Source organism: Cytobacillus citreus, from assembly GCF_018343665.1.
GTDB lineage: Bacteria > Bacillota > Bacilli > Bacillales > Cytobacillaceae > Cytobacillus > Cytobacillus citreus.
Window position 1 is genome coordinate 89,449 of sequence record NZ_JAGYPM010000004.1, and the last position, 25,394, is coordinate 114,842.

Genomic DNA, 25,394 nt, shown 5'->3' on the forward strand with positions numbered 1-25,394 from the left:
TTTGGTAGATTATTTAAGGGAAGTGGTCAATAAGCGTGCTAAGACTTCATAATAACGCCTCCTAAAGTGAGTTCTGAGGGCTGCAACCTAGTACATTCTTATCTTAGCGAGGCGTCCGTTTTTCTGTAAATTGAATCTGTTAACACCTACAGGAATGTTAACGGGCACGATAGTTCAATCTCTAACTATGACTAGGCTGCGACATGGATCGGCAGCCTAGCTCCGTCTTTGACCACTGACGTAAACAACCCGACACGATATTGTAATTGTACTCCAAGCGTTTGCGTGTAATGTCACTACGCTGATATTACCCCAATCAAAGCGAAGTTCCCAACGTATTAATTTAACATATATATCCATCTGCTTTGCCCCTGGTGACAGCGACGCTGGTACTATCCCTATTTGTTAAAAAAATCGGAAGCATAAAGCAAAAAGAACTTATCTAATTTAGTATTGTCTATTATGTCCTTTTTTTACTAACCCCCAATCAATTTCAACATTTTTTCTCATTTTCGAAAGGAGGTTTAAAAGCACTTCCTTTTCTTCCTGGCTAAAACCATTCAAAGCCACTTTTTCAGAATGCTCTTCTTCTCTTTTCAAAAATATAAAAATCACCTTCCCTTTTTCAGTAGGGAATAACTTCTTTATTTTTCTATTTTCAACATCATTTCTCTTCTCTATAAGTTCTTGCATTTCAAGTTTCTGTATTGCGCGAGCAGCAGTTGTTCTATCTACTTTAATCATTTCTGCTACCTTTTCTTGAATAATCCCTGGATTTTCACAAATCCTCACAAGGTATAAGTATTGTCCTTTAGAAAGTTGAAAATCCTTGAATTCAATATTACTAATGGAATCCAGGCACCGAGCAATCATTCCAATTTCGCGAAGAATCTCCATCACCTTACTCCTTTCTTAATTGATATTAGAATAAAGGGTTTTTATTGTATTTACAACAAAAAAACTTTCGATTATACTAATAAACAAGTTCGAAATATCGCACTAATTCGTTGTATTGCGAATAATTGTAGTTGATGTTATCTGAAAATTCTGTATTGTATTAAATTCCCAAAATGTAAGTGAGAATAGTAATAATCAAAATTTTACAGGGTGGGATATGGGATGAATATTAATAAAGAGAGATTATGGTACCGTCTAAATAAGCTTGCTGCAATAGGAAGGAATGAATTTGAAGGAATAACGAGGCTTTCATTTACTGAAGAGGAGAAAAGTGCCAAACTCCTTGTGAGTAAATGGATGGTCGACGCTGGATTAAAAGTAAGAGAAGATGCTATGGGGAATCTAATTGGTCGTTTAGGGGGAAAGAACCCTGCTCTACCTGTAGTTTTAATAGGATCACATATTGATAGTGTGTTCAATGGTGGGATTTTTGATGGCCCCACGGGAGTATTATCTGGAATAGAAGTCCTGCAAACAATGAAAGAAAAGAATTTTAATCCAGATGGACCAGTGGAAGTGATTGCTTTTACGGATGAAGAAGGAGCACGCTTTTCATCAGGCATGCTGGGTAGCCTCGCTGTTGCTGGTAAATTGAAAGAGGAAGAACTGCATCAATACCGTGATCAGAATGAGATATCTATTGCTGAGGCTATGGAAAAAATGGGGTATAATCCAGAATTAATAAAAAATGCTAAAAGGGATCCTGCAACAATTAAAGCCTATTTAGAATTACATATCGAGCAAGGTCGAGTATTAGAAAACGAAAATTTGCCGGTTGGTGTCGTTGAAGGAATTGTTGGTCTCTATTGGCTAAAAGTAACCCTAAAAGGTATAGCTAGTCATGCAGGAAGTACCCCAATGAATCTTAGAAAGGACCCACTTGCCGCAGCAGCATCGATAATGTCGTTTGGGGAGCAACTAGCAAAACAAGAGAGGAATCTAGTTATCACTGTAGGACAAATGAATGTCTCTCCAGGTGGGATTAACATAATACCGGGTGCGGTTGAATTAACATTTGATATCCGCGATATTCAACAAAAAAGGTTGGATAGGTCAATAGAATCCTTAACAACATACATATCTGACGTATGCAATGAAAGAAAAATTGAGTATGAGATAGAAGTACTAGATAGATTAAGCCCTGCTGTTTGTTCAGATAAAATTATTGAGATCATCTCAGATAGCGTTAAGGAATGTAATATAACACCATACAAGTTACCGAGTGGTGCTGCTCATGACGCTATGGTTATGGCACAGATAACAGATATGGCGATGATTTTCGTGAGATCCAAGGAAGGAATAAGCCACAATCCAAAGGAATGGTCAGAAGAGGCTGATATTGCCTTAGGGGCAGAAGTTCTATACCGAACAGTATTAAAGTTAATAAAACAAAAAGTTGTACGGAATTAAATATAAGGTTTGAAGGTTATATATAAGGACTGCCCGGAATATTTCATTTTTTTTAAGAATAGTTATCTGATTATTGGTAATTGATAAAAAATTCACTCTGTTGGAGGTGAATTTTAATATGTTAACTGATACAAAGAAATTTTAAATAAGCTTTTTGCCATTGAATAGAGTCCCAGTAAGGATCTGTCTCCCAGAAACTAGAGTCTTATAAAAATTATAAATATAAAGGGGTATGTAGATGAGCGATTTAGAGACTAAATTGAAGGTTGATGAAGTCAAGGAGTCAAAAGGTATTAATGCATTTGTATTATTGTTTTGCGTAATTATTATTGCAGCCATCTTATCGTATATCCTTCCATCAGGTCAGTATGAAAGAACCGAAGTCGATGGTCGAACTATAATCAATCCAGATTCTTTTCAGTTTGTCGATCCAAATCCGATTGGATTTTTGGATATTTTTAATAGTATTCATACAGGTATGGTTGAAGGATCGGGCATTATCTTCTTTGTATTTATCATAGGTGGGGCATTTGGTATTCTTGCTGCAACAGGTGCGCTAGATTCCTTTATTTCAGTGTTGTCACATAGACTTGCTAAACGTGAAAAATTAATCATTCCAGTGCTAATGCTGTTTTTTGCAGCTGGTGGTTCGTTAATGGGAATGGCTGAAGAAACACTTGTCTATATCGGAATCCTAGTTCCGCTAGCAATTGCGCTCGGTTTTGATGCAATTACCGGTTTGGCAATTGTTTCTCTTGGTGCATCAGTTGGTTTTACCGCAGCAGTAATGAATCCATTTACAGTTGGAGTTGCTCAGGGAATTGCTGAACTGCCAACCTTTTCAGGAATAGCTTTCCGTCTAATCCTGTTCGTAGTGTTGTATGCAGTCGCTGTTATCTATATCTACCGTTATGCAGGGAAGGTTAAAGACAATCCTTCCATTGGATTCTATGGGAATTACAAGCAAGGGAATAAGGATGCTTTATTAAATGTTAATACGAAGATGGAAACAAGACACAAATGGGTATTAATTATATTTTTATTAAATTTTGTTGTTCTTATATTTGGTGTTATTAAGTACGGCTGGTATATTACGGAAATTGCCGGACTCTTCCTGTTATTCGGAATTATCATTGGTCTTGTTGGAAAATTATCCTCTAGCGACATTGCTGAAAACTTCATCAAAGGGGCTGGAAACATTATTAGTGGCGCCTTAGTAATTGGGGTTGCTCATGCTATTTTAGTTTTATTCAACAGTGCTAATTTAACAGATACCATTCTTTATTATGCTGCACAAGCAATCGATTCAATCCCACCAACCCTAACCGCCGTCGGTATGTTTATTTTTCAATTATGCTTAAACTTCTTAGTTCCGTCTGGAAGTGGTCAGGCAGCATTAACGATGCCAATCATGGCACCTTTAGCAGACCTTGTAGGTGTTACTAGACAAACGGCCGTACTTGCCTATCAGTTTGGAGACGGTATGTCTAATATCTTTTTTCCAACTGTTGGTTTCTTCATGGCAGGACTAGCACTTGCCGGAATACCTTGGGGAAGATGGATAAAGTGGGTTTTTCCGTTCTTCTTAATTCAAATCACAATAGGGATTATGGCGCTCATTATTGCACAGGTAATACAATACGGACCATTCTAAAGAGAAGGAGTTGTTTTCATGCAAAGTGTAAGCCTACTTGAGACTTTAACATTACAAGCGATTGATGACCGTCGCTACCTTCATAAACATCCAGAGCTATCCGGAAAAGAATATGAGACTTATAAATTTATTCGAAGTAGATTAGAGGATTTAAATATCGAAATATTAGATTACCAACCACCAAGTGTGGTTGGGTATATAAAAGGGACTAATGGTGACAAAACGATTGCATTACGGGCTGATATTGATGCCTTACCCGTAGTAGAAGAAGGGGAAAAACCTTACCTTTCGAAATTCCCTGGGGTGGCACATGTATGCGGACATGATGGGCATACTGCGATTTTGTTAGCTGTATCTGAATGGCTTTCAAAAAATAGAGACAGGGTAGAACCAAATGTTGTACTGATTTTTCAATCTTCTGAGGAAATAACACCGAGTGGAGCAGAGGCTCTTGTGAAACAAGGAGTATTAGAGAACGTCGACTCAATCTTTGGTATCCATTTATGGCAAGGGATAAAAAAAGGAAAAATAGGCTTAGCCCATGGACCAATGATGGCTTCGGCGGATGACTTTGAAATAATGATTGAAGGATTTGGAGGTCATGGATCCATGCCTCATGAAACGGTTGATCCAATCTATGTCGCTACCCATGTCATTCAATCCCTACAAGGTATTATCAGTAGAAGTCTGAACCCAATTCATCCAGGAGTCATATCAGTAGGCAAAATTGAAGCGGGAACCACTTACAATATTATTCCTAATTCTGTGAAATTAAGTGGTACTGTGCGTGCATTGACGCTGAACACTGTCAATACCCTTCGTCATCAAATAGTGCAAATCACTGATGGTATTTGTTCGGCATTCAACGCAAAAGGTCAAGTAGATTATATATTAGGTACTCCTCCCCTTGTTAATGATCCGAACGAATCCCGTTTTGTGGAGTCTATCATCCGTGCATCTTTTGATGAAGATGTGTTCGAATTGGTTGATCCGGTGATGGGAGGAGAAGACTTTTCTCATTATTTACTAGAAAAGCCCGGAGCATTTATGTTCGTCGGAATGGGTGGAGAGAAGAGCATCTATCCTCATCATCATCCAAAATTCGACATCGATGAAGATGTAATCCCTGATGCGATCAAACTGTTTATTGAAATTCTTAAAAATTACAAGTGAAGGGGTAATTATTAATGGATTTACAAGTGACTTTCCAAGATATCTTAAGAGCAAAGAAACGTCTGAAAGGGAGAGTGATTGAAACTCCATTGGTCCCATCTACAATTCTCTCTAAAGAAACAGATACAGATATTTGGTTCAAGATGGAAAGCTTGCAAACAACAGGCTCATTTAAAGTAAGAGGTGCCTTGAATAAACTTGATTCCTTAACAAAAGAAGAGCTTAAAAAAGGTGTGACGACAGCTTCAGCTGGAAATCATGCACAAGGGCTTGCCTATGCTTCCTTAATGAAGAAGGTTTCTGCGAAAATTGTTGTTCCTAAAACAACACCGGAGACGAAGAAGCAAGGTATTCTTCGGTATGGTGCTGAGCTTGTCGTTTACGGTGAAAACTACGATGAAGCAGAGGAAGTTGCTTATAAACTAGCAGAAGAAACTGGTCGTGTATTTGTTAATGCGTTTGAAGATGATCATATTATTGCTGGCCAGGGTACATCTGCACTTGAAGCATTTTTGGCTGATCCTGACTTTGATGCGGTTATTGTTCCAGCTGGGGGAGGCGGATTAATGTGTGGGGTAGCTCTTGTAGCTAAAGCAATCAATCCGGATATTAAAGTGATTGGCGTGCAAACCCATGCATCACCACCATGGTACCATTCGTTTAAAGCAGGAAAGCTGGTACCAGTTGAATATCAAGATTCATTAGCAGAAGGTTTACATGGAGGCATTACGCAAGGCAACCTTGATCTTGCTTTAAAAATTGTCGATGACATTATTTTAGTGGAGGAAGAAAGTGTCGCTAATGCAATGGTATGGTTGGCGCGCGAACACCATTACATGGTTGAAGGATCTGGTGCGGTTGGTGTGGCCGCGCTGCGTGATGGTCTTGTACCAGAAATTAAAGGCAAAAAGGTGCTAACGTTTATCACTGGTAGCAATGTTGATTTTGCAAAATTATTAAAACTGGCGACAAAGTAAGTGGATGTCCTAACCAATAAAGGGGGAAAATACAATGAAAATAAAAAAGGTAGATGTATTTGCTGCCCGCTTGCCGTTAAAAGAGCCCTTTATCATTGCATACGATCAGTATAATGATATGCCAACAATTTTAACAAGATTGGAAACTGCTGAAGGCACTGTAGGCTGGGGAGAAGCTGTTCCAGATCAGCACGTAACTGGGGAGTCATGGGATAGTACTTTCCAGATTATAAAGCATGAATTAGCTCCACTCCTTATCAATGAAAGTCCTTTTTCTATAGATCTAATTCATAAAAAATTTAATAATAAAATTGATGGTGTACCTTCGGCGAAAGCGGCACTTGATCTTGCCTTGTATGATTTAATGGGAAAAATTACTGGCCAGCCTGTTTATCAATTAATTGGAGGTAAATCTCATCAAGAATTACAAGTACCACAAGTAATCAGTATTAAGGATCCTGAATTGATGGCGGTAGATGCTCATCGCTATGTCAAAGCTGGATTTCGCAATATTAAAATTAAAGTGGGAACAGATCCATCTGTTGATATCGAAAGAATTAAGGCGGTTAGAAATTCAATCGGTAGAAGTACAAAGCTCCGGGTCGACGCTAACCAGGGATGGGATCGGATACAAGCATTAAGAGTGATTCGAGAAACAGTCGATTGTGACGTTGATTGGTATGAGCAGCCTGTAAAAGCGTATGATTTAAAGTCTTTAAAAGAAATAAGAGCGGTCTCACACGCTAAAATCATGGTTGATGAAGGAGTACATAACATTCATGATTTAGTTAACGTTGTAGAGATGCGGGCTGCCGATATGCTTAATATAAAATTAATGAAATCCGGTGGAATATACCCTGCATTGGCATTGGCGAATTTGGCTGAGGCTGCGGGTATGCCATGCCAAGTTGGTTCTATGGTGGAATCAGCGATTGGAACAATGGCCGGAGCGCACCTTGCGATGGGAAGGTCCATCATTGAAACGAATGAAATGGTCGGACCATTGATGTTTTCAAAAGATGTAGCAGCAATTCAATACCACGGTGATGTGATTCAGTTCAGCGATACACCAGGCTTTGGAATAGAAGTTGATGAATATTTTGTAAAGGAAATTACTAGCTTTAGTTGTGAAATTAAATAGGTTTCAAACTTTGAAAGGATGTGTGTTCATTCGTGTTTCCGTTTAGGGTGATGAATCAAGAGGATGTTAAACAGGTTTTGGATATGAAAAATGTAATTAGTATAGTTGAAGAAGCCTATGTATTAAAGGAAAAGAAAGAGGCATCTCTATTTCCAATGGTATTCCATGAGTTTGAACGCGGAAAAGCTGATATGGATATCAAGTCTGGCCATTTAACAGGTGCAAATATTTTCGGTTTAAAACTAGTGTCATGGTTTGGGGAAAACCCTTCTAAAAATTTACCTGCAATTATTGGTAGTGTTTTGGTTCTAGATAGTAGAACTGGTGCTCCGCTTGGTTTGTTGAGTGGCGAACAAATAACACTAATGCGAACAGGTGCTGCAGGAGGAATTGGCGCAAAATATTTAGCAAGAAGAGAATCAGAAAATCTGTTATTAATTGGTTCCGGTCATTTAGGACCATATCAAATTTTGGCGACACTAATGTCAATGGAGAATATTAAAAATGTAGTTGTATACAATGCAACCTCTAGTGAAAAAGCGAACGCTTTCTGTGAATCAATTAAAGATAGATTACTAGAGATGTTAGAGCCTTATAAGAAGGACAGTGAATATTATCAAATGATGCTCAGTAGGATTAATATCCCGTTTAATGCAACGGATAATGTTCAAAGAGCAACGGAGGAAGCAGATATCATTATTACAGCCACTCCCTCCCACAAACCTCTAATTATGAAGGAATGGGTCAAACCGGGAACTCATTTTTCCTGCGTTGGTGCTGATATGGAAGGAAAACAAGAAATTGATTATAATTTGTTTTCCGTTGCCAGAGTATTTGTGGATGATGTTACTCAAGCAATCAATGTTGGAGAGACTGAGGTTCCTTTCCAAAAAGGAATTATTACAAAAGAAGATATCATTAGCGAAATAGGAAGTGTCATTCTTGGGAATACATCTGGACGCTTAACGGATAAGGATATTACCATTTACGATAGTACCGGGATTGCACTCCAGGATTTAATTACAGCTAATTATATTTTAGAAAAAGCAAATGAAAAAGGAATCGGTGTTGTTGCTTCTTTTTAATTAGTATAGGTTTTAACATTATGTCTGGAATGTTAAGAGATTTTCTTCATGTTACACCTAATGCAGCATCATGAGATTTAGAATCAATAGCTGGGAGGCTTTAGTCATGGAAATTAAACCATTTAAAGTAGAAGAGTGGATGAACGCCTACGAAATGGAGGCGGTTTATAATATAGCGGAGACATGTGTAGATTCAATAACAGTCAATGAATTAATCTCAATTGATGGTACGAACCCTGAAGATTTTCTGCGTGAAATTGGCAAAAAGAAACTAACTTACGGTCATATTGAAGGGTCACCAGAGTTTAGACAATTAGTCGCGAATTTATACCATTCAGTAGCGCCAGAAAATGTATTAGTAATGAACGGAGCAATCGGTGCTAATTTCCTAGTGTTTTACTCACTTATCAAACCAGGTGACCATGTTGTATCCGTCCACCCAACATACCAACAGCTTTATGATGTACCGGCATCTTTCGGTGCAAATGTTGATTTGTTGCGGTTACTGCCAGAAAATAATTACCTGCCTGACCTAAATGAATTAAGATCAATTGTGAATGATAAAACGAAGCTGATTTGTATCAACAATCCAAATAATCCGTCAGGCGCAGTAATGGGAAAAGAAATACTTGAAGAAATCGTAGAGATTGCAAAATCCTGCGGTGCATTTATTCTTTGTGACGAGGTGTACCGAGGGTTATGGCAAGATGATAATGCTTCTATATCATCAATTGTGGATTTATATGATAAAGGAATTGTGACACAAAGTATGTCGAAAGTATTTTCTTTAGCTGGACTGCGTCTAGGCTGGATTGCTGCACCAAACGAGGTTATTACCGAATGTTTAAAGCATCGTGATTATACAACTATCAGCTGTGGAATGCTTGACGATATACTGGCTGTTCATGCGCTAAAGAATTACGATAAAGTTCTTGAGAGAAGTCGTAAAATCGTTAAGGATAATCTCGCAATTCTTGATGAGTGGGTTCATAAGGAGGATGTGATCTCCTACGTGAAACCTCGTGCTGGAACAACTGCTATGCTGAAATATAACCTGCCTGTTACCTCGGAGGAATTCTGTATTGGGCTCTTCAAGTCAAATGGTGCATTCTTAACACCCGGATCTTGCTTTGACATGGAAGGCTATGTTCGGATTGGTTATGCCTGTGATACAAAAGTATTAATTGAGGGTCTTGAGAACGTTTCGGACTATATTCATACATTGTATTAAAATTAAGCAGCTTCCTTAGGGGCGGCTGCTTTTCTTCTACCTAAACTTCAACAAAAGTATTTGAGGTGGGAAAGGCTCCTCACGCGCTGCCCATTGGGTAGTTACCAGAGATTAGGAGCCGCCCTACTGATAACTTTATGTGACCTAAACAGTAAAAGAGCCGAGAATAATCTCGACTCAACAGTTCGTAGGACAAAGCATCATCTAGGGATGTACAATCTTGTTAATTAATAATATACCCTAGAGAGATGAGTTATAAATATTATATTAATTAACATCACGATTACATTATTTAGTAGCTTATTCAAGAATCGGGCGCTATCCTGGAACAAGGATAAGCGCTCATTTTCCTTTTTTGGCCATATTGTTGAACAATTCACCTCATTGGAAATTGGATATTTATGTTAAAATTTAGATGGAATTAAACGATCTTCATTTAAAGATCCTTTTTTGGCTGTTTATTCATTAACTGGTGATATAATTTTTGTAAGGAGAGGTGAATTTGTTGGTAAGGGAAAATTTGAAGATATTCACTAAAATCTCGTTCTTTACAGCACTTGTTACGATCATTGTTATGCCTATCTCCTTATACATAGCATCAAGAACTTTAGTCGAGAGCGTGGAATCTATCCTATGGATATTTATATCAGCTGCGTTTTTTGCTTCTGTGATAGGCATTCCTTTAAGCATAGTTTCAATGTTCAGCAAAGAAAATTTAGCTAAAACAATTTTTGCATTAATTGTAAATTCCGAAGGGAATTACTGAAAAAATTTCACCTAAATCCACATTTGAAGTACTTGGTGGACATTTGATGTTTTGGGAGTATCCAGAGAAATTTAATGAAATTGCTGATCGATTTCTAAGGAATGAAAATCAAACAAAGGTTAATAGATAGTTCGATAGATTATTGAGTCCAATTATTATTTCATCATATTAATTATGATTTCCTTCGACAATGCTTTAGCGTCTTTTTTACAACGTTTGAAGCAGAAGCCAAATAGGTTTCTGCTTCTTTTAGGTGTGCCAAGGAATGACATTTCATATTCTAGTCAGCTTCCTCTAATTGTTTAAAATAATTAGCGACCAGCTGTTCGAGCTGTTGAAGTTCTTTTTTCTCCAAAGATCCTGCCTCTGATTTCAATGATCGGATAGCCATCTCGATGAGAAACTTTCGGGACTCTTTTGAATGTAATAGTTCTTCTAGAATAAAATCAAGCAATTCGATGTATTTTGCCTGATCTTCATTGTGGATCAGAGATTTTTTTAAAGTTGAAATAGAATGATAAAGTTTCTGTTGAAAAGCTTTGTTCGTTTTTTTGCAGTTAGGCATCCAGCTATCTAAAAGTTCAGGCGGTAGCAATTGTTCTCCTGTCTCTGCAACTTCTTCAACCATTGTTACGGTTCGATTTACACTATAACGGACTATGTCATGAATGCTCACATTCGAGTTATTCGCCGCGGAATTGTATTTTTGGTTATTCTGTAATATGCCTCTAAACATGATGGCACAATCTAACAGATAGGGCTTCTTACTCTCGCCGAAGATGTCAATGAATCTTTCATATAACCAACGAATCGATCTTATATGACATCGTTTTAAAAATTGTTTTAGTTCCTCATCATTTAAATAGAATACTTCATCAAAAAGGGAAAGTAGCTTATTTGCTCGATTTGTTTCGTATTTGTATTGAATCTGTTTAATAAAGATTTCAATATTTTTAGGATCCTGGCCAATAAGTAAATCATCTTGTCCTTTTTCTATCTTCTTAAAAAGCGTTGTAAAAAGAGCGATTAATAATTCATTTTTCGATGAAAAATAGTTATAGAATGTACCTTTAGATATCCCGCTATAGTCTAAAATATCTTGAATAGATGTAGCTTGAAAACCTTTTTCAATAAATAACTGATGAGCTATGTCGATAACATGCTGTTTACGAGTATTCAATTTGATCACCTTTTAAAATAATTGTACTGCCTGTATAAAAATCATAGTATACCAATTGAAGCATTTACACAAACCTTTAGAAAAACTGTTTTTTTTGATTGCAATATTTGAACTCTTGGTATATGATATTATTCTAAATGAAACAAGAGTACAAAATAATGTACTGTATGTATAGGGGGGAGATAATGGATCATTCCATAATTAAGACCGGTCGTCCACCGTACGGGATTATTGCTGTCTTAATGATCGGGGCTTTTATTGCATTTTTAAATAATACATTATTAAATATTGCGCTACCTTCGATTATGACAGATTTGAAGATTAAAGAAACGACCGTACAGTGGCTTTCAACGGGCTTTATGCTAGTAAATGGTGTTTTGATTCCAGCTACGGCATTTTTAATTGAAAAATATTCAGTTCGAAGGCTTTTTTTATTTGCAATGGGATTATTTACAATAGGAACTGTCATTGCAGGTACTGCTCATGTTTTTCCAGTATTATTAACTGGACGTATGCTTCAAGCTTCGGGGTCTGCTATTTTAATGCCGCTTTTAATGAATGTCATGCTTGTTAGTTTTCCTATTGAAAAACGTGGGACAGCTATGGGGATTTTTGGATTAATCTTAATGTCAGCCCCAGCAATTGGTCCTACTTTATCTGGATGGATTATTGAACATTATGACTGGAGAATGCTTTTCCATTTCATCACACCAATTGCAGTAGTTGTTTTCTTAATTGGCTTTTTCTTGCTTAAAGATAAAAAGGAAAAAGTGAATATACGTCTTGATATTATTTCGCTTATATTATCATGCTTGGGTTTTGGTGGCATTCTATATGGATTTAGCTCGGCAGGCAGTAAAGGCTGGGATAATCCAGAAGTTTATGGAACCATCATTTTGGGAGTTATTTCCTTGATTTGGTTTATTTTACGGCAAACAAAGCAAGAACGGCCAATGCTTAATTTCAATGTTTATAAATATCCGATGTTTGCGTTATCATCAGCGATTTCAATGACCGTAAATATGGCTTTGTTTTCTGGGATGATATTATTGCCAATTTATGTTCAAACAATTCGTGGAATATCTCCAATGGATGCAGGGCTATTATTATTGCCAGGAGCCATTTTGATGTCTCTTATGTCTCCTTTAACAGGGAGATTGTTTGATAAATTTGGAGGCCGAATATTAGCGATTATTGGCCTAACCATTACAGTTGTTACAACATTTTATTTCAGTAAGTTAACGCTGGATACTAGCTACACTCACTTAATGATTCTTTACTCTGTGAGATCGCTTGGCATGTCGATGTGTATGATGCCTGTTTCAACAAATGGACTCAATCAGTTGCCAAGACGGCTCTATCCACATGGAACGGCGATGAATAATACACTTAACCAAGTATCTGGTGCCATTGGAACAGCGTTATTAGTCACGATAATGGCAAATCGTACCGAATCACATGCTGCAAGTTTAGCCAAAAAAGCAATGGAGAGTATGGGGACTGGGCAGTCAACAGAAGCAGCAATGCTTGAGATGAAGCAGCAAATTTTGATGAAATCCATGCTGGAAGGAATTAATTTTTCATTCATAGTGGCTGCAGTAATTATTGCTGTTGCCCTTATCCTTGCCTTCTTTATGAAGCGTGCAACACCAGCAGACGATTCATTAGAGGAAAAACCCTCTAGTGAAAAAGTGGAACCAAGATTAGCAGAAAACTACAGATCGTAAATAAGAAAAAGCTTATTTGTTAATAAATGACAATAAGCTTTTTCTTTATTATTTCAAAATTATAGAAAAATTTTCAATAACTTAAAAAAATTCAGTTTTAAATTTATCTAAGTATGCTAAAATACTCTTAATATTCAAACTCTTATTTCAGATAAAGGATTTGAGAAGAATTTGTACAGGATTTTTATTAAACGGGAAGATGATGTGTACATGGCAAGTACAATAGGGAGGAGAGTTGCTGAAGATTGTGGCTTAAATAGAAGCCAACAAACCAAATTAGTTGTTTCTATCATGGAGTTAACCCGAAACATTGTCTTTTATGCTGGTAAAGGTGAACTTCAAATAAATCCAGCTCCTCCCCATAGCATAGAAATCATTGCTATTGACAAAGGTCCTGGGATTCCGAATCTGGATCAAATTTTTAATCAATCATTTACCTCCAAAACTGGTTTAGGATTGGGGTTATCTGGGGTGAAACGCTTAATGGATGAATTTGAAATTACAAGTGACATGGGCCTAGGTACGAAAGTTCGAGCCGTAAAGTGGCTCAACAATGGGGGTAACTTCATTGATTAAATTACCTACCTCTAATAAAGTCTCATACGGATTGATTGAACTCAATCCCAATGGGATGATTCAAAAAATAAATACTGAAGGAAATCGATTATTAATTTCGGAGGAAAGCGATTCGAACTACCTTTTTCACCGAGTAAAAAACAATGAAATTAAGACAAAGCTTCATGAATGCTTTATGGGGAAATCCAATGAGTTTATTGCTACCATTGATACACAACCGCATTTTTTTTTATTTCATCGAACATTTAAAGATCAAAGGCTAGTTAATATTCATATATACATATTTAATGTTACTCATATACAAAATTCTCATGAGTATAATAACTGGAATAATCATTTATTATCTTCAATTGGAGAAATGGCTGCCGGCATTGCTCACGAGGTGAGAAATCCCTTGACTGCCGTGAAAGGGTTTCTCCAATTAATTGAACAAAATCATAACCAAGAATATATTCAAATTGCAAAAAGTGAATTGGACCGGGCTATTCAAATTTTAAATGATTTAATGAGTGTATCAAAGCCAGAGTTTTTCCAAGAAAAACATACTACTTTCAATTTATGTTCAGAAATCGAATCGATTTTACTTTTATTTCAAAACCAGCTTTATCATATTGATTTAATAAAAAGGTTTGAAGATGAAAATGCAATGATTACCGGTAGGAAGGATCAAATAAAAAAAGCATTGTTCAATTTAATTAAGAATGCGATCGAGGCGATGACTGAAGGTGGTACTTTGATAATTGAGCAATATGAAGATGCTCATGAAATTCACCTCAGCATTTCTGACTCCGGTATTGGTATCCCAAAAGACAAGTTGCGTTTGCTTGGTACTCCCTTCTTCACATTGAAACAGGATGGAAAAGGGATGGGACTCGCACAAGTTTTTAATGCAATACAAAGCAGCAATGGCAAAATACGTGTCTCAAGTGAATCAGGACAAGGAACGACTTTTTTCCTTTCCTTCACTAAAACACTTCAACATTCTAACTCTTATTTGGGAGGTCATTCCATGATACAAACAGTCAATTCAAAGGAAGAATTATCTCAGTTTTTAAAGGATAATATAGATTTTTATACAAAAGAGTGGATTCAATATTTGCATAAAAATAAAGGTTATTTAATATCTTTAATGAAAGAAAACGGTCTTCTAGAGGAGTACGAAGAAGAAGGAAATCCGATCATTAAAGTTGTGACCGAAAATATTTTAGAGCTTAAAACGGTAGAAATCATGGATTGGGCGAAAGAAAGAGGAGGTAAATGGGGAAAAACGGACTTTCCGATACATTTATCCTTGGAACTTTTTCAATCAGCCCGTGGAATTATTTGGAATGCAATAAAAATATTTTACCTTGAATCCAAACACTCTCTTAGTATGGATGAATTTTTTGCATTAGAACGCTATGTAAACGACATCATAGATTTATATATAGATTCTCATACTGCTTATTACGTTAATTATAAAGATGAATTATTAAAGAGTCATCGTGAAACCGTAGATGAATTATCTGTTCCGATTATTCCAATCGCCGAAAAAGTTTGTATTCTTCCGATAGTGGGCAATGTGGATACATATCGGGCAAAAAAAATCCGCGAAAAGACGCTCTTCAGGGTAAAAGAGCTAAAGGCCGAGCGATTAATAATTGATATTTCAGGAGTCCCTTTTATCGATACATCTGTTGTTAACCACTTGTTTAAAATTGTAAAAGGCATTAAATTATTAGGCTGTTCAACTATTTTAACAGGAATTAGTCCTGATATTGCAGACACAATGATAGAACTCGGAATCGAGATTGACAATGAGTTAAAAACGAGGTCTGACTTACAGCAGGCTTTGCAGGAGATTCAATAATTTTTATCGAGAATAAGACAAAAATGCACTATTCCGAAAAAAAGGAAATGTGCATTTTTGTTTACACGTTAAGAAAGTATAAATTGCCAGCGCAGAAGATGATTCGACGTAGTTGCCAATTTTAGGAATTAAGTACGACGGACAGGACAAGGAGGGCTTCGATAGCATTCACATCGCAAGAAGGAAAAGCGATAGCTTTTACGAGGATGTCCTAGTCGGGCGAATGCCACAGGATAAGGAAAGCTTCGTCAGAGATACATCGCACGACCAAAAGAGAAGCTTTTGGGAGGACGTGGCATATATGAGCGCAATAAGTACAACTACGCCTCTGTCTTCGCCTTTCCAAGTCTCGCCAATCGGCGAGTTTTCTTTAGCTAATAGGAAAGTTTAAGTTTATTAATGTACTAAAGTAAAGTGTGTGTTCAATTAAATATCTGCTAATAAGATCGCATAAGGAAAACTAAGGCATTCGCCAAAAAAAAGACTTGGCGAACGCCAAGTTTTTCTAATCTTTATATCAAAAGAAACTACCTAATTGGAAAAAAGATTAAGTTTCCCAATTCGATCTACGGCCTCCACTAATAAGTCTTCCTCCACTAATAATCCGACGCGGATGTACCCTTCGCCATATTCTCCAAATCCATTACCAGCAGCAACAGCTACATCTACTTTCTCTAGCAGATAATCTGCGAAAGCTTCGCTCGTAAATCCACTTGGGACAGGGAGCCAGGCGAAAAATGATCCTCTTGGAGCTTGGACATCCCACCCAATTTTACGGCATTCATTCATAAGTACATTTCTTCTGCTTTCATAGCGAGCTACCAGTTTATCGACACATTGTTGATCATCTGTCAGAGCAACAGCAGCTGCTTTTTGTACAGCTGGAAAGAGGCTGCAGTACAAATGATCTTGTATAAGATTAAGTGCTTCGATAATGGTCGGATTCCCTACGGCGAAGCCAACACGCCATCCTGCCATATTATACGTTTTCGACAGCGTATACATTTCGACGCCAATATCTTTAGCGCCTTCTACTTCGAGAAAACTGATTGGCTTTTTACCGTCAAATCCAATGGCACCGTAGGCAAAATCATGCAAAATCGTAATATGATGTTTTTTTGCAAAGGCAACGGTTTCTTCAAAAAAAGCTCGTTCAGCCGTTGCACCAGTAGGATTATTCGGATAGTTAAGATACATGAGCTTCGCTTCTTCTCTTTGCTGAACAGGGATGGCATTGTAGTCTGGTAAAAAATGATTTTCGACTTTTAACGGAAAAGTTTGATATTTGATGTTTGCTAAGACAGCACCTGATAAATAATCAGGATATCCAGGGTCTGGTAATAGCATGAGGTCGCCCTCGTTTAGCAAGCACATTGGGAGCTCGACAAGTCCAGCTTTCGTCCCGAAAAGAACCGCCACTTCAGTCGCTGGGTCAATGTCAACACCGTATTGTTTTTTATAAAATATAGCTGCTGCATTTTTTAACTCTTGGATCCCGCGAAAAGGAGAGTATTTATGAGTTATCGGGTCCTCAGCAGCGGCTTGTAATGCTTTGACAATATGGGGAGGTGTAGGCTGATCAGGATTTCCTTGTCCCAAATTAATTACTTCTCGACCTTCAGCTATGGCTTTGCCCACTTTTTCTACTAAAGATGCAAAAAATTGAACGGGTAATTTTTTTAAGCGCTCTGAATATTCCATATAATCCACCTTTTTTGTAAAATGATTGCGATTTAATTTCAAATTTTATATTCTTTAATTAAAAATGTCTAGAAAGTTCTATAATAATGATGCTAAAGAATTTTAGTGGTATAATTCTTATCTGAAGTCTGCAAGTCATAACACTTGAATATCAAAGAAAAGTTAAGAATGGGGCATAACAATAATAGGTAAGTACCTAGAAAAAAACAAATTAGTGAATGTTTAGTAAAAATGGGTTAGATAAAAGGTAAAGAATATATTTTTCTAAATTAAATTCTAAATAAAATTATTGTGAAGATATGATATAATTATTTTAAAAAAATAACAGTTAGGAGCATTCGCTATGTTAAAAGATATTTTTATGGGCCTTTCCCAAAACCAATTACTAAACAGTGCAGCTAAAAAGTACGGGTTAAAAATGGGGGCGCAAAATGTCGTAGCGGGAACGAATATTGAAGAAACGATCAAGAGTATTAAAGAGCTAAATGCTCACGGAATCTCTTGTACAGTAGATAACTTAGGTGAGTTCGTATTTAAGGAAGAAGAAGCAGCAGAAGCGAAAGAACAAATCTTAAATGTCATTGAAGCGATTCATGAAAATAAAGTTGCTGCCCATATCTCTTTAAAGCCGACGCAATTAGGTCTAGATATTGACTACTACTTCTGCTTAAACAACTTAAGAGAAATTGTCGATTTAGCAAGCAAATATGATATTTTCGTCAATTTTGATATGGAAGATTACGGTCACCTACAGCCTTCCTTTGATCTATTAGATGAGCTTTCAAAAGAATATGATAATGTTGGAACTGTTATTCAGGCTTATTTCTTCCGTGCAGAAGATGATATCGAAAAATATAAAAATTATCGTTTACGAATCGTTAAAGGTGCTTATAAAGAGCCAGAGCACTATGCATACCAAGGTAAAATGGATATTGATGCAAACTTTATTAAGTTAATTGAATATCATCTTTTAAATGGTAAATTTACATCAATCGCAACTCATGATCATAATATAATTAACCATGTAAAACAATTTGTTAAAAAGAATAATATTCCGAATGATAAATTTGAATTCCAAATGCTTTACGGCTTCAGAAAGGATCTTCAATTAAAGCTAGCAAGTGAAGGATATAACTTCTGTACGTACGTACCATTTGGAAAAGACTGGTACGGATACTTCATGCGCCGTTTAGCAGAAAGACCGCAAAACTTAAACCTTGTGGTTAAACAAGTATTTAACAAAAAAACAAACACAGTGATTGGTGTAGCAGCAGGTGCGTTTCTACTTGGAAGACTAACTAAGAAGAAAAAAGGAAAATAATCGTCTACACTGAGAATAGATATTATCTTCTTTCATCTTTTTGTACATTGGGTTCTGACCCTTACCATACTAAATATAATTTCCTTTAATACGGTCCAGAGAGGCCGAAAAGGGTTGATAGACTGACACCTATTTTTTGTCATCTTATATTTTCATGCCCTTTTGTCCTCTGTGACAGAAGGGCATTATTTTTGGGGTTAAAGCCTCTGTTAAATAAGTCCTGTGAGACTTGAAAAGAGAATGGAAGAGAAATTTAACTTAGGACGAGCAGTGGGTGGATTATCGCCAATCCTCGTGGGCTACATTCTACAAAACTATGATATGACGATAGCAATGGCTTATCTAGCTGTCTTATACTGCCTATCCTTTGTTGTTATGCTAAGTCTTAAAAAAGAGAAGTTTAGTATTTAAAAAAGAAAGTAGTTTAATATATCAAAGGTCAGTCCCCAATCAAATGTTGGCGGACTGGCCTTTTTTTTGAAATGTTTTTTTATCCAATGGTTTTTTTCTCTTAAAGAGGGAACTTTATTATTATCTGATAAAAAATGGAATTTTACGGTAAGGAGTGTGTGATTATGTATAAAAAGCAAGAGAAAATGCTAATCTTGGTTGCGTTTACAGTTGCTGGTATCATCCTGCTATCCATGATAGGTAGAGTTTTCGGAAGTTAAGGAGGCATTAGGGTATGGGAAATGAGGAGGCAGTGTTTTTTAGTCGAGTGCTTACAGAACTGACATTATCGTTTCATATTATTTTTGCTACGATTGGTGTAGGGGTTCCACTGATGATTATGATTGCACAGTGGGTCGGAATTAAGAAGAATGATGAACATTATATATTACTTGCGCGAAGATGGGCGCGTGGCTTTGTCATTACAGTGGCAGTTGGTGTTGTAACAGGGACTGCCATCGGCTTACAGCTCTCGCTTCTGTGGCCAAATTTTATGGAACTAGCAGGAAACGTTATTGCGTTGCCCTTATTTATGGAAACATTTGCTTTTTTCTTTGAAGCGATTTTTCTAGGAATTTATCTTTATACATGGGACCGCTTTGAAAATCAAAAGAAACATTTGCTGCTATTAATACCGGTCGCAGCAGGTGCTTCTTTTTCAGCCGTTTTTATTTCAATTGTGAATGCTTTTATGAATACACCGCAAGGTTTTGAGTTTGTAGAAGGTCAATTAATTAATATCAATCCACTGATCGCGATGTTTAACCCTGCAATGCCAACGAAAGTCACTCATGTCGTAGTAACTGCCTATATGACATCAGCATTTGTACTCGCAGCCATTGCCGCTTTTCGACTGTTGAAAGGTTCTGATCATATATATCATAAAAAAGCTCTTTTTTTAACAATGAAATTAGGGTTGATTTTCTCAATCGCGTCTGCGATTATCGGTGATTTTTCTGGAAAATTTTTAGCCGAGTATCAACCGGAAAAATTAGCTGCTGCTGAGTGGCATTTTGAAACAGAAAGAAATGCACCGCTGATTCTATTAGGCGTTTTAGAGGATGAGGAAGTAAAGTATGCGATTAAGATTCCATTTGCTTTAAGTATGTTAGCGCATAATGATCCAACGGCAGAGGTAATTGGCTTAGATCAATTTCCGAAAGATGAGATTCCACCGCTATACATTCACTATTTATTTGATCTGATGGTATTTATCGGTATGTGGTTGGTTGCGATTTCTGCTGTATACGTCTTCAGCATATGGAAGGGCTGGGCGTTTGTAAAAACGAAAAGGTTTCTTGGTCTGATCGTTGCTGGAGGTCCGCTTGCAGTGCTTGCTATTGAAGCTGGATGGTGGCTGACAGAAGTCGGGCGCCAGCCTTGGATTTTACGTGGATTAATGAAAACAGAGAATGCAGCGACTTCAAGTGGTCAAGTTGACCTTATGCTTATATTATTCAGTGGATTATATCTGATTTTAGGTATAGGGGTTATCGTTGTATTAAGAAGAATGTTTAAACGAAATCCAGTTGAAAAAGAGATTGAAGATCGGCAGGCGGGAATGGAAGGTGAATATCATTGACACTTGAAATAATCGGAATATCAGTCTTGTGGCTATTTTTATTTGGATATGTGATCGTTGCGTCCATTGATTTTGGCGCAGGGGTTTTCAATGCATATAGTACCTTGACGAACCGTGAGCATATTTTAACGAATATTATTCAACGGTATTTATCACCCGTTTGGGAAGTGACAAATGTCTTTCTTGTTTTTTTCTTTGTCGGAATGGTTGGATTTTTTCCGAAGAGTGCATTTTATTATGGTACGACATTGCTTATTCCAGCAAGCATTGCAATTATTTTGTTAGCGATTCGCGGCTCCTATTATGCTTTTGAGACATACGGATCGAGAGGGCATAAAGGGTATACATTTATGTATGGATTATCAGGATTATTTATCCCAGCCTCGCTCTCAATCGTCCTTACCATTTCAGAGGGCGGATTTGTATTTATGAATGATTCTAAGCCAGTTCTTGATTATTGGGCATTGTTTTCTAATCCTCTGACTTGGAGTATTGTTTTGCTTAGCTTTACAGCAGTCCTTTATATTTCAGCAGTATTTTTAACCTGGTATGCAGATAAAGCACAGGATAAGGATGCAACAGTATTATTAAGGAAATATGCACTTATCTGGGCGGGTCCTCTTATTATTACGGCTGCAGGAATAATTTTTGAATTGAAAGCGCATAATCCTGAACATTATGAGAGGATTCTTGACTTGTGGTGGATGTTTGGATTGTCGTTTCTATTGTTTATTGGTACGGTTTGGTTCGTTTGGAAACGACGGAATTTCGGTCTTGCCGTTTGGTTTCTTATCGGTCAATTTGCATTCGCCTTTTTTGCTTATGGGATTTCACATTATCCTTATCTTTTATATCCATATTTAACTATATATGATAGCTTCACAAACGAAGCCATGGCCATCGCACTTATCATTGCTTTTATTGCTGGCTTGTGTTTACTTATACCATCACTGTGGCTGCTGCTAAAACTATTTTTGTTCAATAAGAATTATGTGCGAGGGAAGGGCTGAACTGCCATAATAAGGAGGTTTCAAGATGGAGAAATTTTTAAGCTCATATGCACCGTTTATTATACTAATTGGATCAATTGTCGTGGCGTTTTGGATAGGTCCGAAAGATCGGGCTGTTAGAAAGGAGCGGAAGGTATAGAATCGTTATTGGGTCAGAATCTTCATGGGCATAGAGGATTCTGACCCTTTTTTGTGTGAAAATGAAACCGACGACATTTTACATATAGAGAAGAGAGTAGATACTCATGATTGTTTTCTATGTAAATCGTCTAGAAAGCGTCAAATGTCTTTGGCTAGTATTAGCTCACCAATTCCAATAATATATTCGTTCGAAAAACTCTTTAATCGTGTATAATATAGAAGAAAGAAAAGGAGGTGAAAAAAATGGAAGAGAGTCGTCTTGATAAAATGGAAGATATGCTGGCAACTTTAATTACAATGGCAGGGAATATGAACAGCAGACTAGAAAACTCAATAGCTGAGCAATCTAAGATGAGTGAGAGACTAGATTGTATGGAAGAAAGCTTCAATGCGAGATTCGAGAAAATCGACGAAAGAATGGACAAATTGCAAGAAGATCAGAGAAGCATGAGAAGAGAAATTATGGAGAAATTAATCGTGATTCAAGCTGATCGCAGATTAACGGGCAGTAAGACCCCCACTTCAAGTTTGCGAGAGAATCAAAGAAACCTAAATGGGGGATCAACTGCCCGTAAAGGCCCGATTGGTTCAACTAACCATCAGTGGGGGATGAAAGAACCCTCCCACTGATGGAAGTTTCACTTTATCAAGATCATATTTTGGAAAAAACAGTTAGAAATGAACGCGAAATGGCAAAAATAAAGATTCATCTTGAATCATGACCACATTACCAATCCTCGAAAAACTTCACTAGGTTGTCTACTGGCTATGGCAATTCAACTAAATTCAATATATTTTCTAGAGACAGTACAACCGAGCATTCATATGCTACATGTACTGTCTTTATTTTGACTTCATCCTATTAAAATTATTATGATAGAACTATAGTTTAACTTCTAAAATATAGACAATTCAAGGTGCGATCCAAATGATTAAAGTAATGATTATTGAAGATGATTTCAAGCTAAGGACAATGATTGCTGAGCATTTAGGGAAGTGGAATTTCGAGCCGATAATGATCAGTGACTTTGAAAAAATCGATGAGTATGTAGTAGAGAATACGCCGGATATAGTCTTATTAGATATTAATCTTCCAAGCTTTGACGGTTTTTATTGGTGTGGAAAGATTAGACGTGTCTCAAACGTTCCAATCATTTTCATTTCATCACGTACGGAGAATATGGATATTGTGATGGCGATGAATATGGGTGGTGATGATTTTATACAAAAGCCGTTTTCTTTAGATGTCCTTGTTGCTAAAATGAATGCCGTATATCGAAGAACAAATCAAAACCATCAAAGCGATAAAGACATCATAACAGCTGGCGAGCTTATTTTAAATCTTGGCAATGGAATAGTCACTTATCAGGAAAAAGAGGTGGCATTAACGAAAAATGAATATCACATTCTTTACTTGCTTATGAGAAAGAGCGGGCAAATTATCTCAAGGGATGAAATTATGAGAGCCCTTTGGGAGGATGAACAATTTATCGATGATAATACGTTGACGGTTAATATAAATCGATTGCGGAAAAAGCTAGAGACAATAGGTCTGGTCGATGTAATCGTCACGAAGAAAAGGCAAGGGTATTTACTACAATGACATTTTTAGGCTACTTAAAGTCGCAAAAATGGTTAATACTCATGTATGTTGTGCTTATGTCCTTTTTTACACTCGTCACATTGATAGACCCCATCATGCAAATACATATTTCTAGTTTATTATATATTGAAGGGATAGCTGTTATTATTTTTGCTTTATACTGTGGCTTCGATTATTATCGAAAAAAATCTTTTTTTAATAAGTTGAAAAGGATAAGTGAGTTAGAGGAGTATATTCCTTTTTCTGATTCAATGATTGATCGTGAGAACATGTATGTTCAACTAATGAAAATCCAGCAGGAAAAGCATATTAAAAAGCTTGAAATAGTGGAGCTGGAGCGAAAAGAATGGCAAGAGTACATGACTTCCTGGTTTCATGAAATTAAGACGCCAATTGCTGTTAGTCGCATGATTTATGAAACGGGTGGCAGTTTGGAAAGCTTAGTAGAGGAAATGGACAAGATTGAGCATTTCATTGAACAAGCCCTTTATTTTTCACGAATAAGCGATTTTCATAAAGACTATTTTATTCAAGAAATCGACCTCGAGCGCATCGTTAAAGAAGCAGTGAAAATGCATACAAAAACATTTATAGCGAAAAGGATCAGTATCAATCTTGACGTTCAAAAATTTGAAGTGCTTACGGATAAAAAAGGGATTCTCTTCATTTTAAATCAATTGTTATCTAATTCACTAAAGTATACGGAGAGTAAGGGCTCAATCTCTATTTGTATTGATTGCGATAAGAGGATTCTTCGGATTAGAGATAGTGGGATTGGCATTGCGAAAGAGGATCTTCCACGTGTTTTCGAGAAGGGTTTCACTGGTAAAAATGGACGGCAACATTATTCTTCAACAGGAATGGGGCTTTACTTAGCGAAAAAGACAGCTGAAAAGCTAGGGCATACGCTTACTCTCACTTCGGAAAAGGATACATTTACAGAAGCTATTATTTCCTTTCCAAATACAGAGGATCGGCTATATATGATGGAACAATAGCATCGGGGATATCCCGATGCTATTCGTTTGATGAAACAAGTTAACTAGGCTTTCTGCAAGAAAACAATAAAAATAAAGGGATTCTCATCCGTCTTTCGTATTCTTCAATATCCTTAAAATGATCCTTTTGAGGTGTCGCCTCTCGTATATCATGAATGATAAAACCAGACTGTTTCAAAATAGCGAAATACTCTTCCATTGTACGATGGTATTTAACGACATGCTCGCCTATCCACGGTTCGACTCTTTTACCACTATGAAAATAGTTATCGACAATCCAATTATTACGCTTTCCTGATGCTGTTAGACTTTCAAAGGATGCTGTAAGCAGCGGGTGCTGAACACTAAAAACAAATTGGCCATTTACTTTTAAGGTTTTGTATATTTTCTTTGCGAGCATAGAAAAGTCTTCAATATAATGCAGAGCTAGCTGAGAAACGACAAGGTCATAAGTGAACGGGGGAAAGTCGAATTCTTCCATTGTTGAATGAACAATCCTTCCTCTACGATCCTTTAAGTGCTGTGATGCTCGTTCACACATATTTTTAGATCCATCTACTCCCGTATAGGAGCGGCAATGCCTCTTTAATAATTCTAATCCAAGAAACGCATCTCCACAGCCTAAATCTAAAACTTCATAATCTGTAACATCATCAAGCAGTTCGAATAGTACAGGCTTTTTTATTTTTTCATTCGGACTTTCTTCTCGATATCTTCTCGCTATATATTGTTCAAAGAAACGATGCTGATCGTATGCAGATGATCCTTTATATTCCAACTAATCTCCTCCAATACGGTATGCTCACTTACAATTCGGTAAAAGATGAACTAATCCTGCCAGATGCTTCCGATTTGTTTTGGG

Annotated in this window: 21 protein-coding genes and 1 pseudogene; 18 read left to right on the plus strand and 4 right to left on the minus strand. The window is 36.9% G+C overall.

Annotated elements, in window-relative coordinates:
• Window positions 1-447: 447 nt before the first annotated feature.
• The gene (locus tag KHA94_RS17120) at window positions 448-900 is read right to left on the minus strand and encodes a MarR family winged helix-turn-helix transcriptional regulator (protein WP_213103359.1); all 453 of its coding nucleotides are present in this window, start codon (window positions 898-900) and stop codon (window positions 448-450) included.
• Between the two features lie 219 nt (window positions 901-1,119).
• On the opposite strand from KHA94_RS17120, the gene KHA94_RS17125 reads away from it, so the two are divergent.
• The 7 genes from KHA94_RS17125 (at window position 1,120) to KHA94_RS17155 (ending at window position 9,628) form a co-directional block, all read left to right on the plus strand.
• Window positions 1,120-2,367 carry a Zn-dependent hydrolase gene (locus tag KHA94_RS17125; protein WP_213103360.1) on the plus strand — a complete coding sequence of 416 codons (1,248 nt, stop codon included), beginning with the start codon at window positions 1,120-1,122 and terminating at the stop codon, window positions 2,365-2,367.
• Window positions 2,368-2,605: 238 nt separating this feature from the next.
• Entirely contained in the window at window positions 2,606-4,021 is a 1,416-nt protein-coding gene (locus tag KHA94_RS17130) for a YfcC family protein (RefSeq protein ID WP_213103361.1), read from the plus strand.
• 18 nt (window positions 4,022-4,039) lie between these two features.
• A complete protein-coding gene (locus KHA94_RS17135) occupies window positions 4,040-5,194 on the plus strand; it encodes a M20 metallopeptidase family protein (protein WP_213103362.1) in 1,155 nt (384 codons plus the stop codon).
• Window positions 5,195-5,208: 14 nt separating this feature from the next.
• The gene (locus tag KHA94_RS17140) at window positions 5,209-6,171 is read left to right on the plus strand and encodes a threonine ammonia-lyase (protein WP_213103363.1); all 963 of its coding nucleotides are present in this window, start codon (window positions 5,209-5,211) and stop codon (window positions 6,169-6,171) included.
• A gap of 34 nt (window positions 6,172-6,205) precedes the next feature.
• Window positions 6,206-7,312 (plus strand): mandelate racemase/muconate lactonizing enzyme family protein, encoded by a 1,107-nt coding sequence (locus KHA94_RS17145; protein WP_213103364.1) that lies wholly within the window; start codon window positions 6,206-6,208, stop codon window positions 7,310-7,312.
• Window positions 7,313-7,344: 32 nt separating this feature from the next.
• Window positions 7,345-8,397, plus strand: a complete 1,053-nt coding sequence (locus KHA94_RS17150; RefSeq protein ID WP_213103365.1) for an ornithine cyclodeaminase family protein — start codon at window positions 7,345-7,347, stop codon at window positions 8,395-8,397.
• A 106-nt stretch (window positions 8,398-8,503) separates the two neighbouring features.
• Complete coding sequence (locus KHA94_RS17155; RefSeq protein WP_213103366.1) at window positions 8,504-9,628, plus strand: aminotransferase; 1,125 nt, start codon at window positions 8,504-8,506, stop codon at window positions 9,626-9,628.
• A gap of 1,046 nt (window positions 9,629-10,674) precedes the next feature.
• Here KHA94_RS17155 and KHA94_RS17160 read toward each other — a convergent pair.
• On the minus strand, window positions 10,675-11,583 hold the full coding sequence (locus tag KHA94_RS17160; RefSeq protein ID WP_338030808.1) for a TetR/AcrR family transcriptional regulator: 909 nt from the start codon (window positions 11,581-11,583) through the stop codon (window positions 10,675-10,677).
• 176 nt (window positions 11,584-11,759) lie between these two features.
• Here KHA94_RS17160 and KHA94_RS17165 point away from each other — a divergent pair, with 176 nt between their 5' ends.
• The 3 genes from KHA94_RS17165 (at window position 11,760) to KHA94_RS17175 (ending at window position 15,726) form a co-directional block, all read left to right on the plus strand.
• Window positions 11,760-13,301: a DHA2 family efflux MFS transporter permease subunit gene (locus KHA94_RS17165; protein WP_213103368.1), complete on the plus strand. Its 1,542-nt coding sequence runs from the start codon at window positions 11,760-11,762 to the stop codon at window positions 13,299-13,301.
• Window positions 13,302-13,511: 210 nt separating this feature from the next.
• Window positions 13,512-13,877 (plus strand): anti-sigma regulatory factor, encoded by a 366-nt coding sequence (locus tag KHA94_RS17170; RefSeq protein WP_249365571.1) that lies wholly within the window; start codon window positions 13,512-13,514, stop codon window positions 13,875-13,877.
• Window positions 13,870-15,726: an ATP-binding protein gene (locus KHA94_RS17175; protein WP_249365573.1), complete on the plus strand. Its 1,857-nt coding sequence runs from the start codon at window positions 13,870-13,872 to the stop codon at window positions 15,724-15,726. The genes KHA94_RS17170 and KHA94_RS17175 overlap by 8 nt, the downstream gene beginning before the upstream one ends.
• A gap of 531 nt (window positions 15,727-16,257) precedes the next feature.
• On the opposite strand, the gene KHA94_RS17180 is transcribed toward KHA94_RS17175, so the two are convergent.
• Window positions 16,258-17,427 carry a pyridoxal phosphate-dependent aminotransferase gene (locus tag KHA94_RS17180; RefSeq protein WP_213103371.1) on the minus strand — a complete coding sequence of 390 codons (1,170 nt, stop codon included), beginning with the start codon at window positions 17,425-17,427 and terminating at the stop codon, window positions 16,258-16,260.
• Between the two features lie 343 nt (window positions 17,428-17,770).
• Between KHA94_RS17180 and KHA94_RS17185 the strand changes: the two genes are divergently transcribed.
• The 8 genes and pseudogenes from KHA94_RS17185 (at window position 17,771) to KHA94_RS17210 (ending at window position 24,532) form a co-directional block, all read left to right on the plus strand.
• Entirely contained in the window at window positions 17,771-18,748 is a 978-nt protein-coding gene (locus KHA94_RS17185; protein WP_213103372.1) for a proline dehydrogenase family protein, read from the plus strand.
• Between the two features lie 252 nt (window positions 18,749-19,000).
• Window positions 19,001-19,159, plus strand: a pseudogene (locus tag KHA94_RS25975) (MFS transporter); the annotation flags it as partial.
• Window positions 19,160-19,433: 274 nt separating this feature from the next.
• Window positions 19,434-20,780: a cytochrome ubiquinol oxidase subunit I gene (locus KHA94_RS17190; RefSeq protein WP_213103373.1), complete on the plus strand. Its 1,347-nt coding sequence runs from the start codon at window positions 19,434-19,436 to the stop codon at window positions 20,778-20,780.
• Entirely contained in the window at window positions 20,777-21,790 is a 1,014-nt protein-coding gene (locus tag KHA94_RS17195) for a cytochrome d ubiquinol oxidase subunit II (protein ID WP_213103374.1), read from the plus strand. The genes KHA94_RS17190 and KHA94_RS17195 overlap by 4 nt, the downstream gene beginning before the upstream one ends.
• Window positions 21,791-21,815: 25 nt before the next feature.
• Window positions 21,816-21,929, plus strand: coding sequence for a cytochrome bd oxidase small subunit CydS family protein (gene cydS / locus KHA94_RS26685; RefSeq protein ID WP_420828175.1), 114 nt, complete (start codon window positions 21,816-21,818; stop codon window positions 21,927-21,929).
• Window positions 21,930-22,174: 245 nt separating this feature from the next.
• Window positions 22,175-22,561 carry a hypothetical protein gene (locus tag KHA94_RS17200; RefSeq protein WP_213103966.1) on the plus strand — a complete coding sequence of 129 codons (387 nt, stop codon included), beginning with the start codon at window positions 22,175-22,177 and terminating at the stop codon, window positions 22,559-22,561.
• 301 nt (window positions 22,562-22,862) lie between these two features.
• A complete protein-coding gene (locus KHA94_RS17205; RefSeq protein WP_338030836.1) occupies window positions 22,863-23,534 on the plus strand; it encodes a response regulator transcription factor in 672 nt (223 codons plus the stop codon).
• On the plus strand, window positions 23,531-24,532 hold the full coding sequence (locus KHA94_RS17210) for a sensor histidine kinase (protein ID WP_213103376.1): 1,002 nt from the start codon (window positions 23,531-23,533) through the stop codon (window positions 24,530-24,532). Before KHA94_RS17205 ends, KHA94_RS17210 begins: the two co-directional genes overlap by 4 nt.
• A gap of 40 nt (window positions 24,533-24,572) precedes the next feature.
• Here the strand turns inward: KHA94_RS17210 and KHA94_RS17215 are convergent, their stop codons facing one another.
• Window positions 24,573-25,310: a class I SAM-dependent methyltransferase gene (locus KHA94_RS17215; protein WP_213103377.1), complete on the minus strand. Its 738-nt coding sequence runs from the start codon at window positions 25,308-25,310 to the stop codon at window positions 24,573-24,575.
• Window positions 25,311-25,394 lie beyond the last annotated feature (84 nt).